This is a genomic window from Streptomyces sp. NPDC031064 (genome assembly GCF_055570965.1).
Window position 1 is genome coordinate 730,745 of sequence record NZ_JBVIGF010000004.1, and the last position, 11,424, is coordinate 742,168.

Annotated in this window: 11 protein-coding genes; 9 read left to right on the forward strand and 2 right to left on the reverse strand. The window is 72.6% G+C overall.

Annotated features, from left to right (window positions below; all coding sequences use genetic code 11):
* Nucleotide 1 precedes the first annotated feature (1 nt).
* Nucleotides 2-862, reverse strand: coding sequence for a DUF3109 family protein (locus ACZ46W_RS18775; protein WP_468338724.1), 861 nt, complete (start codon nucleotides 860-862; stop codon nucleotides 2-4).
* A 39-nt stretch (nucleotides 863-901) separates the two neighbouring features.
* On the opposite strand from ACZ46W_RS18775, the gene ACZ46W_RS18780 reads away from it, so the two are divergent.
* The 4 genes from ACZ46W_RS18780 (at nucleotide 902) to ilvD (ending at nucleotide 5,307) form a co-directional block, all read left to right on the forward strand.
* On the forward strand, nucleotides 902-1,834 hold the full coding sequence (locus ACZ46W_RS18780; protein WP_468338725.1) for a Ppx/GppA family phosphatase: 933 nt from the start codon (nucleotides 902-904) through the stop codon (nucleotides 1,832-1,834).
* Nucleotides 1,835-1,878: 44 nt separating this feature from the next.
* Entirely contained in the window at nucleotides 1,879-2,685 is an 807-nt protein-coding gene (locus tag ACZ46W_RS18785; protein ID WP_468338813.1) for a sugar phosphate isomerase/epimerase family protein, read from the forward strand.
* 55 nt (nucleotides 2,686-2,740) lie between these two features.
* Nucleotides 2,741-3,349: a TetR/AcrR family transcriptional regulator gene (locus tag ACZ46W_RS18790; RefSeq protein WP_468338727.1), complete on the forward strand. Its 609-nt coding sequence runs from the start codon at nucleotides 2,741-2,743 to the stop codon at nucleotides 3,347-3,349.
* A 104-nt stretch (nucleotides 3,350-3,453) separates the two neighbouring features.
* Complete coding sequence (gene ilvD / locus ACZ46W_RS18795; protein WP_468338729.1) at nucleotides 3,454-5,307, forward strand: dihydroxy-acid dehydratase; 1,854 nt, start codon at nucleotides 3,454-3,456, stop codon at nucleotides 5,305-5,307.
* A gap of 143 nt (nucleotides 5,308-5,450) precedes the next feature.
* On the opposite strand, the gene ACZ46W_RS18800 is transcribed toward ilvD, so the two are convergent.
* Nucleotides 5,451-7,580 carry a serine/threonine-protein kinase gene (locus ACZ46W_RS18800; RefSeq protein ID WP_468338731.1) on the reverse strand — a complete coding sequence of 710 codons (2,130 nt, stop codon included), beginning with the start codon at nucleotides 7,578-7,580 and terminating at the stop codon, nucleotides 5,451-5,453.
* 149 nt (nucleotides 7,581-7,729) lie between these two features.
* Between ACZ46W_RS18800 and ACZ46W_RS18805 the strand changes: the two genes are divergently transcribed.
* From ACZ46W_RS18805 to proC, 5 genes are all read left to right on the forward strand, one after another.
* Nucleotides 7,730-8,029, forward strand: a complete 300-nt coding sequence (locus ACZ46W_RS18805) for a peptidase (RefSeq protein ID WP_468338733.1) — start codon at nucleotides 7,730-7,732, stop codon at nucleotides 8,027-8,029.
* 34 nt (nucleotides 8,030-8,063) lie between these two features.
* Nucleotides 8,064-8,582 (forward strand): hypothetical protein, encoded by a 519-nt coding sequence (locus ACZ46W_RS18810; protein WP_468338735.1) that lies wholly within the window; start codon nucleotides 8,064-8,066, stop codon nucleotides 8,580-8,582.
* A gap of 64 nt (nucleotides 8,583-8,646) precedes the next feature.
* Nucleotides 8,647-9,411 (forward strand): ABC transporter ATP-binding protein, encoded by a 765-nt coding sequence (locus ACZ46W_RS18815; RefSeq protein ID WP_468338815.1) that lies wholly within the window; start codon nucleotides 8,647-8,649, stop codon nucleotides 9,409-9,411.
* Nucleotides 9,408-10,145: an ABC transporter permease gene (locus ACZ46W_RS18820; protein ID WP_468338737.1), complete on the forward strand. Its 738-nt coding sequence runs from the start codon at nucleotides 9,408-9,410 to the stop codon at nucleotides 10,143-10,145. Before ACZ46W_RS18815 ends, ACZ46W_RS18820 begins: the two co-directional genes overlap by 4 nt.
* Nucleotides 10,146-10,252: 107 nt before the next feature.
* Entirely contained in the window at nucleotides 10,253-11,062 is an 810-nt protein-coding gene (gene proC / locus ACZ46W_RS18825) for a pyrroline-5-carboxylate reductase (RefSeq protein WP_468338739.1), read from the forward strand.
* The last annotated feature ends 362 nt before the right edge of the window (nucleotides 11,063-11,424 follow it).

Sequence of the window (11,424 nt, forward strand, 5' to 3'; positions counted from 1 at the left end):
GTCAGTCCACCGGGGACACCGGGGACACCGGGGACACCGGGGACACCGGGTCCGCCGGATGCGGGGCCACCAGCGGCAGGTGCGACGCCAGGCGGGCCTCGCACAGCTCCACCAGCACGTCGTACGCCGCCTTGCCCATCAGCTCCGTCAGCTCCGGGCGGTACGTCACGTACACCGGCTCCCCCGCCCCGTGCGCCGAGGTCGCCGACGTACACCACCAGTGCAGGTCATGGCCGCCGGGCCCCCAGCCGCGCCGGTCGTACTCGCCGATCGAGATCTGGAGCACCCGCGTGTCGTCGGGACGGTCGATCCAGTCGTACGTACGCCGCACCGGGAGCTGCCAGCAGACGTCCGGCTTCGTCTCCAGCGGCTCGCGGCCCTCCCGCAGCGCCAGGATGTGCAGCGCGCAGCCCGCCCCGCCCTTGAACCCCGGGCGGTTCTGGAAGATGCAGGAGCCCTCCCAGCGGCGCGTCTGCCGCTCGCCGTCCTCGTCGAGCTGCGTCCAGCCGCCCGCGGACGTGCCCTCGTCGTGGAACTGCCACAGCTCCGGCGTCAGCCGTGCCACGTGCGAGGCGACCCGCTGCTCGTCGTCCTCGTCGGAGAAGTGCGCGCCCAGCGTGCAGCAGCCGTCGTCCGCACGCCCCGCCTGGATGCCCTGGCAGCCGCTGCCGAAGACACACGTCCAGCGTGACGTCAGCCACGTCAGGTCGCAGCGGAAGACCTGCTCGTCATCGGCCGGGTCCGGGAACTCCACCCACGCACGGGGAAAGTCCAGGCCCTTTTCATCGGAAACGCCCGTTACGGGCAGGACGGGGGACTTCTCGTGCTTCTTGGCGGGCTTCGCCTTCTTCGTCTTTGGCACACACCAAGCGTATGCGCCAGGCGCAGTAGCGTTCAGGGCATGAGACTCGGAGTCCTCGACGTCGGTTCGAACACAGTGCACCTGCTGGTGATGGACGCCCACCCCGGCGCCCGGCCGCTGCCCGCCCACTCCCACAAGGCGGAGCTGCGGCTCGCCGAGCTGCTCGACGCGGACGGCTCCATCGCCGACCACGGCATCGAACGGCTCATCACGATCACCCATGACGCGCTGCGCACCGCCGAGGACAAGGGCTGCGAGGAGGTCCTCCCCTTCGCCACCTCGGCCATCCGCGACGCGGCCAACGCCGACGCCGTACTGAAGCGGGTCAGGGACGAGACCGGCGTCGACCTCCAGGTCCTCACCGGCGAGGAGGAGGCCCGTCTCACCTTCCTCGCCGCCCGCCGCTGGTTCGGCTGGTCCGCCGGGAAGCTGCTGCTCCTGGACATCGGCGGCGGCTCGCTGGAGATCGCGTACGGGATCGACGAGGAGCCCGACGCGGCCGTGTCCCTCCCGCTGGGCGCCGGGCGGCTCACCGCCGGCTGGCTGCCCGGCGACCCGCCGGATGCCGCCGACGTGAAGGCGCTGCGCCGCCACGTACGGGCGGAGATCGCCCGCACGGTCGGCGAGTTCGCCCGTTTCGGCAAGCCGGACCACGTCGTCGCCACGTCCAAGACGTTCAAGCAGCTCGCCCGGATAGCCGGCGCGCCCGGTTCGGGCGAGGGTCTGTACGTGGAGCGGATTCTGAGTCGTACGTCACTGGAGGAGTGGGTCCCCAAGCTCGCCGCCATGACCGCCGAGCAGCGCTGCACCCTTCCCGGGGTCTCCGAGGGCAGGGCGCCGCAACTGCTGGCCGGAGCGCTGGTGGCGGAGGGCGCGATGGACCTGTTCGGCGTCGAGGAACTGGAGATCTGCCCATGGGCCCTGCGCGAAGGAGTCATCCTCCGTCGGCTGGATCACCTCCCGACCGCCTAGCGGGTGCCCGTAGTCTGTCCCTCGTGGCTGAAACGTCGGAATCAGTGGTGCGCATCCCGGATGCGAAGGTCGCACTGTCGACGGCCTCGGTCTATCCGGAGTCGACGGCGACGGCCTTCGAGATCGCCGCCCGCCTGGGCTACGACGGCGTCGAGGTCATGGTGTGGACCGACCCCGTCAGCCAGGACATCGAGGCGCTGCGCCGCCTCTCCGACTACCACCAGGTCCCGGTCCTCGCCGTCCACGCGCCCTGCCTGCTGATCACCCAGCGCGTCTGGTCGACCGACCCGTGGGTGAAGCTCCAGCGCGCCCAGGCGGCGGCGGAGAAGCTCGGCGCCTCGACCGTCGTCGTCCACCCGCCGTTCCGCTGGCAGCGCCAGTACGCCCGGGACTTCATCGACGGCATCTGGCGGATGGCGAACGAGACGGACGTGCGCTTCGCCGTCGAGAACATGTACCCGTGGCGCTACCGCGACCGCGAGATGCTCGCGTACGCGCCCGAGTGGGACGTCAGCAAGGACGACTACCGCCACTACACGATCGACCTCTCGCACACGGCGACCGCCCGGATCGACGCCCTGGACATGGTGGGCCGGATGGGCGACCGGCTCGGCCACGTCCACCTCGCCGACGGGCGCGGCTCCGCCAAGGACGAGCACCTGGTGCCCGGGCGCGGCACACAGCCGTGCGCCGAGCTGCTGGAGCACCTGGCGCGCTCCGGCTTCGACGGCCACGTCGTCATCGAGGTCAACACCAGGCGCGCCATGTCGGCCGCCGAACGCGAGGCCGACCTGGCGGAGGCGCTCGCCTTCACGCGCCTGCACCTGGCCTCCTCGGCCCGGGTCCGGTGAGGCGCTCCACCGGGGGCCGTCCGGTGAAGCCCTCCACCGGGGGAGCGGGGCTCCGATGACCGGCGTACGCAGGGGGCGCGGCCGGCCGCCCAAGGTCGAGGCCGTCGGCGGCCCCGACGCGCGGACGCGCATCCTTCAGGCCGCCCGGGCCGAGTTCGCCGAGCGCGGCTACGACAAGACCTCCGTACGTGGCATCGCCAAGGCGGCCGGTGTGGACCCGGCCCTCGTGCACCACTACTTCGGTACCAAGGACGAGGTCTTCGCCGCGGCCATCGAGCTGTCCTTCGAGCCGGCGCTGCTCATCCCGGCGATCATCGGCGAGTCCACCGAGGGCATCGGCGAGCGGCTCGCCCGCTACTTCATCGGCGTCTGGGAGAACCCGGTGACCCGGACGCCGCTGCTCGCCGTCATCCGTTCCGCGCTCACCCACGACGCGGCGGCGAAGGTGCTGCGCGGGTTCGTGCTGCGGCGGGTGCTGGAGCGGGTGGCCGACGACCTCGACGTACCGGACCCGAAGTTCCGGGCGGAGCTGGCGGCCTCCCACATGATCGGCATCGCGATCCTGCGCTACGTCATCCAGGTGGAGCCGATGGCGTCCGCGCGCCCCGAGGACATCGTCGCCATGGTTGCGCCGACCCTCCAGCGGTACCTCACCGAGGCGTGACCGAAAGCTGAGCCTGCCGTCCCGCCATCCGGACGGCTTGTCCAGATCTTGGAGCCGAAGCGTACGCTCGAAGCAGACACCTCTCTGTTAAGGAGCGACGGATCATGCCCGAGCTGAGGTCCCGCACTGTCACCCACGGCCGCAACATGGCGGGCGCCCGCGCCCTTATGCGGGCCTCCGGTGTACCGGGCGCGGACATCGGCCGCAAGCCGATCATCGCCGTCGCCAACTCCTTCACCGAGTTCGTGCCGGGCCACACCCACCTCCAGCCGGTCGGCCGGATCGTCTCCGAGGCGATCCGCGAGGCGGGCGGCATCCCGCGCGAGTTCAACACGATCGCCGTCGACGACGGCATCGCCATGGGCCACGGCGGCATGCTGTACAGCCTGCCCTCCCGCGACCTGATCGCGGACAGCGTCGAGTACATGGTCGAGGCGCACTGTGCCGACGCGGTGATCTGCATCTCCAACTGCGACAAGATCACGCCCGGCATGCTGATGGCCGCCCTGCGCCTCAACATCCCCGCGGTCTTCGTCTCCGGCGGCCCGATGGAGGCCGGCAAGGCCACCCTCGTCGACGGCACGGTCCGCACGCTCGACCTGGTCGACGCGATTTCGGACGCCGTCAACGACAAGATCTCGGACGCGGACATCCTCCGTATCGAGGAGAACGCCTGTCCGACCTGCGGCTCGTGTTCCGGCATGTTCACCGCCAACTCGATGAACTGCCTGACCGAGGCGATCGGCCTGTCCCTGCCCGGCAACGGCTCGACCCTCGCCACCCACACGGCCCGCCGCGCCCTGTACGAGAACGCCGCCCGCACGGTCGTCGAGCTGACCGACCGCTACTACGCCCAGGGCGACGAGTCCGTCCTGCCGCGCAACATCGCCACCATGGCCGCCTTCGAGAACGCCATGGCCCTCGACATCGCCATGGGCGGCTCCACCAACACGATCCTGCACCTGCTGGCCGCCGCCCAGGAGGCGGGCGTCCCCTTCGGCCTGGAGGAGATCGACGCCGTCTCGCGCCGCGTGCCGTGCCTGGCCAAGGTCGCGCCGAACGTCGCCAAGAACCGCACGTACTACATGGAGGACGTGCACCGCGCCGGCGGCATCCCCGCCCTGCTCGGCGAGCTGCACCGCGCCGGGCTGCTCAACGAGGACGTGCACAGCGTCCACAGCCCGTCGCTGGCCGACTGGCTCAAGACCTGGGACGTGCGCGGCGGCTCCCCGTCGGCCGAGGCCGTCGAGCTGTGGCACGCCGCCCCGGGCTGCGTCCGCTCCGCCGAGGCGTTCTCGCAGTCGGAGCGCTGGGACACCCTGGACACGGACGCCGCCGAGGGCTGCATCCGCTCCGCCGAGCACGCCTACTCCAAGGACGGCGGCCTCGCTGTGCTGAAGGGCAACCTGGCGGTCGACGGCTGTGTCGTGAAGACGGCCGGCGTCGACGAGTCGATCTGGACCTTCGAGGGTCCGGCGGTCGTCTGCGAGTCGCAGGAGGAGGCCGTCGAGAAGATCCTCAACAAGCAGATCACCGACGGCGACGTCGTCGTCATCCGCTACGAGGGCCCCAAGGGCGGCCCCGGCATGCAGGAGATGCTCTACCCGACGTCGTTCCTCAAGGGCCGGGGCCTCGGCAAGACCTGCGCGCTGGTCACGGACGGCCGCTTCTCCGGCGGTACGTCGGGCCTGTCGATCGGCCACGCGTCGCCCGAGGCGGCGAGCGGCGGCACGATCGCGCTGGTCGAGGACGGCGACCGGGTCCGTATCGACATCCCCAACCGCTCCATCGAGCTGCTGGTCTCCGACGACGTGCTGGCCGCCCGCCGCGAGGCCCTCGGCGGCGTGTACGCGCCGAAGAACCGCGACCGCAAGGTGTCGGCGGCCCTCCGGGCGTACGCGGCGATGGCCACCAGCGCCGACAAGGGCGCGGTCCGGGACGTCACCAAGCTCGGCTGACCCGGCGCGGGCGCGCGCGGCGCGCGGTAGCGGGGTGCGCGGTGCGCGGGTCATGCCACGCGGGCCCGCGCCCCGCTGGTCACCTCCGCCGGGTCGTCCGCGCCGGGCTGTCACCACGCCGCCGGGTCGTCCGCGCCCGGCTGTCACCACGCCGCCGGGTCGTCCGCCTTCACCGCGAAGACCGAACCGTCGGGCGCCGTCGCGAACACCGTGCCGTTCGCGACGGCGGGCGCCGGCAGCAGCGGCGCGAACGTGTACCGCCCGCCGTCCATGCGCGGCTTCGTCATCCCCAGCAGCACCCCGCGCCCCGCGTCCACGGCCAGCAGCCGCCCGTCGGCCGCCGCCAGGTACACGTGCCCGCCCGCCACGACCGGCCGGGAGGCGCGCGTCACCCCGGTCTCCAGCCGCCAGCGCTGGGCGCCCCCGCCGGTGGTGTCCACGGCGAGCAGCGAACCGCCCGACCCGATGACGTACACGGTGTCGCCCGCCATCGCGGCCTGCGCCTGGTCCACGGGGACGGCGAGCGGCACGCGCCGAGCGGTCCGGTCGGCGGTGTCCAGCCGTACGACCGCGTCGGTGTACAGGTCCTCGTCGGTCGACAGCAACAGCAGCGCGCCGTCCGACGCCTGTACGGGGCTGAGGGCGCCGCTCAGCCGCTTGCTCCACAGCACCCGTCCGTCCGCCGGGTCGAGCGCCCGCACCAGCGTGGCCGCCGCGTCGGGCGAGGCGGTCGCCGCGTAGGCGACACCGCCGGGGCCGGTCACCCACTGCGCGCCGGGCGTCCCCGCGACCCGCTTGGCCCAGCGCTCCTCGCCGGAGGCGCCGTCCAGGGCGCGCACGCCGCCGTCCGCGGCCACGAGCAGCACGGTGTCGCCCGCGTGCAGCACGTTCGCGTAACCCGAGACGTCCTCGCTCCACCTGGCCCCACCGGTGGCCGGGTCGAGCGCGTCCAGGCGGGCGCGGCCGGGTGTCACGACGTGGACCAGCCCGCCGGACAGCACGGGCGGGGTGCCGGTTTCGGTGGCGGCCGCCTTCGTCGTCCAGGCCTTGTCGCCGTTCGCGGGGCTGAGGCGGGCCGCCTTGACGCCGGGGGCGGTGCAGTACAGGGCGTCCGGCGCGGCCGTGCACAGGGGCGTGAGGTTCTCGCCGCCGGCACCCAGGGCGGCGGACCAGGGCCGGAACGGCTGGGCCTGCCGCCCGGCCTCGGCGGTGGTCCGTGACGGCTCGCCGTCCGGGCCGGGCAGCACGGCGACGGCCCCGCCCGCGATCAGCGCCGCGAGGACGGCGAGCCCGGCGGCCCACCGCAGCCGGCGGCCACGGCGCGGCGTCGCGCCCGGGCCCGGGCCCGGCTGTGCGGCGGGACCGGGGTCCTTCTCCGCCCGCCGCTGGGCGGGTATGAACGGCGCGGCCGTCCCCTCCGGCTCCCCGGCCGCCCGCAACTCGCCCATCAGCTCGTCCGCCGTGGGCCGCTCGGCGGGGTCCTTGGCCAGGCACCGCATCAGCAGCGGGACCAGGTCCTCCGGTACGCCGGCCAGGTCGGGCTCGTTGTGGACGACCTGGTAGGCCACGATGTACGGCGAGTTGGAGTCGAACGGGCCGCGCCCGGTCGCGGCGTGGACGAGGACGGCGCCCATCGCGAACACGTCGGCGGCCGGCCCCACGTCGCGGGGCCGCTGGAACTGCTCGGGCGCCATGAACGGCGGGGTGCCGATCAGCTTCCCCGTCTCGGTGCGCAGATCGCTGTCGGCCGGCCGCGAGATCCCGAAGTCGATGACCTTCGGACCGTCGGCGGCCAGCAGTACGTTGCTCGGCTTCAGGTCGCGGTGCACCACGCCCGCCCGGTGGATGTCGCGCAGCGCCTCCGCGAGCCCGGCGCCCACCCTCCGCAGCTCCACGGAGCCCAGCGGGCCGTTCCGCTTCACCCGCTCGGACAGGGTCGGCCCGTCGATGAACAGCGTGGCCATCCATGGCCGCTCGGCGGCCGGGTCGGCGTCCACGACCGGCGCGGTGAACGCCCCGCTGACCCGCCGCGCCGCCATGACCTCCTGCCGGAACCGCGCCCTGAACTCGGCGTCCGCCGCATGCTCGGCATGGACGACCTTCACCGCCAGGCGCAGCCCGGAAGCGGACCTGGCCAGGTGGACGACACCCATGCCGCCCGAGCCCAGGCACTCCTCCAGCCGGTACCGTCCGGCGTACTCCGGATGCTCCGCTTCCGGAAAGGCTGCCCGAAACGGCTCCGGAACCGGTCCGGTGCTGCGCAACGGCGGCATCGCCCACCCCCGTGTGTGTTCGTCCGCGCGCGTCCCGCGTCCAGCGCGACGCACGGAGCCTAGTCGATGATGCGTGCGATGCCGTGGGGGCTTGCTAGCCTGCGCGCGGCGCGCGTGCACGGGGCACGCGCCCGACGGGGGAGGGCCACATGGCCATGGAAGAAGTCACCGAAGAAGCGGTCGAGGCCGCGACGTACACCGTGAAGCGCTACCCGGTGGCGCCGGGCTACCGGCTCAACGTCCGCAGCGGTCCGGGCACGAACTACAGCATCGTGAAGGTCCTGGCGGAGGGCGTCCGCGTCCCGATCAACTGCCAGAAGCCGGGCACGACGGTCACCGGCCCGTACGGCACGACCAACCTGTGGGACAACATCGCCAACGGCCAGTACGTCTCCGACGCCTACGTGAACACCGGCAGCGACGGCTACGTCGCCGTGCGCTGCTCCTGACCGCACCACGGCCCGCCCGGGGATAATCGACCCCGTGAGCGACCAGACGACCAGCACCAGCACCAGCACCGGCACCCCGGCCGGGCCGCAGCCCGAGCCCATCCGCTTCTTCGGCACGACCTGGGTCGGCCACGACGGCGGTTACGGGCTGCGGCGCGCCGGGGTCGCCGCCGGCTCGCTCGCCGCCGCCGTGGCCGGGGCGTTCGTCCTCCGCTTCGCCTACCAGGGCCTGGCCATCGCCGACGTCGGCGGCTTCGTCAACGCCCTGGTCGTCGTCATGTTCGCCGTGTGCTCCGCCATCGCGTTCAGCCGGACGTGGCAGGGCTTCACCCGCCGCCCCGCCGACCCCTCCCGCGAGGACGCGCTGCGCAGCCTGAAGGCGATCGGCTTCATCGGCTCCCTCCTCGCCTACTTCCTCCGCTCGCTCACCGAGGCGCCCGGCGAGAAACTGCTGCGCTCCGAGTACGAGACGGCCCGCGCCCAGTACGAGAAGCGCCGCTCCACGCGCACGGGCAACCCCGCCGCCCGCGCCAAGAAGCCCAAGCGCCGCTAGGCCCCGCTTCCCGGACCGCCATGCCTTGACGCCCACCTTCCGCGGGCCCACTATTCATCACGTGATGAATTTTAGCGGCCCTGCCGTCGAAGCCCGCGGCCTCACCGTCGTACGCGGCCATCGCACCGTCCTGCGCGGCCTCGACTTCGCCGTGGCGCGCGGCCGGATCACCGGCCTCCTCGGCCCCTCCGGCTGCGGCAAGTCGACCCTCATGCGGGCCATCGTCGGCACCCAGGCCAAGGTCACCGGCACCCTCGACGTCCTCGGCCGGCCCGCCGGCGACGCCTCCCTCCGCGCCCGCGTCGGCTACGTCACCCAGGCCCCCTCCGTCTACGACGACCTCACCGTCCGGCAGAACCTCGACTACTTCGCCGCCGTCCTCCTCCCCGGCCGCCGGCACCGCGACGCCCGAGCCGACACCGTCACCCGCGCCATCACCGACGTCGACCTCGCCTCACACGCCGACGCCCTCGCCGGAAACCTCTCCGGCGGCCAGCGCAGCCGCGTCTCCCTCGCCGTCGCCCTGCTCGGCACGCCCGAGCTGCTCGTCCTCGACGAACCGACCGTCGGCCTCGACCCCGTACTCCGCCGCGACCTGTGGAACCTCTTCCACCGCATCGCCGCCGACCGGGGCGCCACGATCCTCGTCTCCTCACACGTCATGGACGAGGCCGAGCGCTGCCACCGCCTCCTGCTCATGCGCGACGGCGACATCCTGGCCGACGACACCCCCGAAGCCCTCCGCCGCCGCAACGACACCGCCACCGTCGAAGACGCCTTCCTCCGCCTCGTCGACGCCGCCAACGCCCTCCAGGAGGCCCAGCGATGAACGGCTCCCGCACGCTCGCCACCGCCGCCCGCGTCCTCCGCCAACTGCGTCACGACCCCCGCACCATCGCCCTGATGCTGCTCGTCCCGATCCTGATGATCACGCTGCTGCGGTACGTGTTCGACGGCAGCCCCGGCACCTTCGACTCCATCGGCGCCTCACTGCTCGGCATCTTCCCGCTGATCACCATGTTCCTGGTGACCTCGATCGCCACCCTGCGCGAACGCACCTCCGGCACCCTGGAACGCCTCCTCGCCATGCCCCTCGGCAAGGCCGACCTCATCGCCGGATACGCCCTCGCCTTCGGCCTCCTCGCCATCGTCCAGTCCGCGCTCGCCACCGGAGTCGCCCTCTGGGTGCTCGGCCTCGACGTCACCGGCTCGCCCTGGCTGCTGCTCGTCGTCGCCCTGCTCGACGCCCTGCTCGGCACCGCCCTCGGCCTGTTCGTCTCGGCGTTCGCCGCCTCCGAATTCCAGGCCGTCCAGTTCATGCCGGCCGTGATCTTCCCCCAGCTCCTGCTCTGCGGCCTGTTCACCCCACGCGACCGGATGCAGCCGGCCCTCGAAGCCGTCTCGAACGCCTTGCCCATGTCATACGCCGTCGACGGAATGAACGAGGTCCTCCGCCACACCGACATGACCGCCGACTTCCTCCGCGACACCCTCGTCGTCGCCGCCTGCGCCCTCCTCGTCCTCACCCTCGGCGCCGCCACCCTCCGCCGCCGCACCGCCTGACCGACCGGCCCGGCCGCGTACCGCCCCTCGGACACACCCGCCCCACCCGGCACCCCGGTGCGAGGATGGCGTCACGTACCCCCCGTCCGGCGAGGTGAACTTCAGCCATGACCCAGACAGTCGCAGTCCTTGGCACCGGAAAGATCGGCGAAGCGCTGCTCAGCGGGATGATCCGGGCCGGCTGGCCCACCGCCCACCTCCTGGCCACCACCCGCCGCGCCGACCGCGCCGAGGAACTCCACGCCCGGTACGGCGTCGAGACCGTCGGCAACGCCGACGCCGCCAAGCGCGCCGACACCCTCATCCTGGCCGTCAAGCCGCAGGACATGGGCAAGCTCCTCGACGAGCTCGCCCCCCACGTCGCCCCCGACCGCCTCGTCATCAGCGCCGCGGCCGGCATCACCACGACATTCATCGAAGAACGCCTCGCCGCCGACACCCCCGTCGTCCGCGTCATGCCCAACACCCCCGTCCTCGTCGACGAAGGCATGTCCGTCATCTCGGCCGGCAGCCACGCCACCGGCGACCACCTCGCCCACGCCGAGGAGATCTTCGGCGGCGTCGGCAAGACCCTCCGCGTCCCCGAGTCCCAGCAGGACGCCGCCACCGCCCTCTCCGGCTCCGGCCCGGCGTACTTCTACTACCTCGTCGAAGCGATGACCGACGCGGGCATCCTCCTGGGCCTGCCCCGCGCCCAGGCCCACGACCTGATCGTCCAGGCCGCCATCGGCGCCGCCGTGATGCTCCGCGACAGCGGCGAGCACCCGGTGAAGCTCCGCGAGGCCGTCACCTCCCCGGCCGGCACCACCATCAGCGCCATCCGGGAACTGGAGAACCACGGCGTACGCGCCGCGCTGATCGCCGCCATCGAGGCCGCCCGCGACCGCAGCCGCGAGCTCGCCACCGGCAACGGCTGACCCCGGCCGCTCCACGCTCCGCAGGACTCCGGAGGGAGGAGGGGCCGAGGTTGACACGGCTTTGCTCGGTCCGTACTGTTCTCCGGGTTGTCCGACGTGAGCGCCGACTCCGGTCGGTCCCCGGACAGCCATCCCGCAAGAACCACTCCAAGCGAGCGACGCTCCGTCGCGCCGCTTTCCGTGCGCTTTTGCGAAATGAGGAATCCGCGTTCGAGAGAGCGCAGCCCCGATTAGCGTCGGCGGCAAGGAATCCGCTAAAGTCTCACTCGTCGGAACGGCCCAACAGCCGGAAAGACAACCCGCTCTGACCGGGAATCAGGCCCGAAAGGATCTGATAGAGTCGGAACCGCCGGAAAGGGAAA

Coding starts and splice junctions, on each gene's coding strand:
- proC (WP_468338739.1), top strand. CDS start 10,253: ATGACCCAGACAGTCGCAGTCCTTGGCACCGGAAAGATCGGCGAAGCG.
- ACZ46W_RS18815 (WP_468338815.1), top strand. CDS start 8,647: ATGAATTTTAGCGGCCCTGCCGTCGAAGCCCGCGGCCTCACCGTCGTA.
- ACZ46W_RS18790 (WP_468338727.1), top strand. CDS start 2,741: ATGACCGGCGTACGCAGGGGGCGCGGCCGGCCGCCCAAGGTCGAGGCC.
- ACZ46W_RS18780 (WP_468338725.1), top strand. CDS start 902: ATGAGACTCGGAGTCCTCGACGTCGGTTCGAACACAGTGCACCTGCTG.
- ACZ46W_RS18805 (WP_468338733.1), top strand. CDS start 7,730: ATGGCCATGGAAGAAGTCACCGAAGAAGCGGTCGAGGCCGCGACGTAC.
- ACZ46W_RS18820 (WP_468338737.1), top strand. CDS start 9,408: ATGAACGGCTCCCGCACGCTCGCCACCGCCGCCCGCGTCCTCCGCCAA.
- ilvD (WP_468338729.1), top strand. CDS start 3,454: ATGCCCGAGCTGAGGTCCCGCACTGTCACCCACGGCCGCAACATGGCG.
- ACZ46W_RS18800 (WP_468338731.1), bottom strand. CDS start 7,580: ATGCCGCCGTTGCGCAGCACCGGACCGGTTCCGGAGCCGTTTCGGGCA.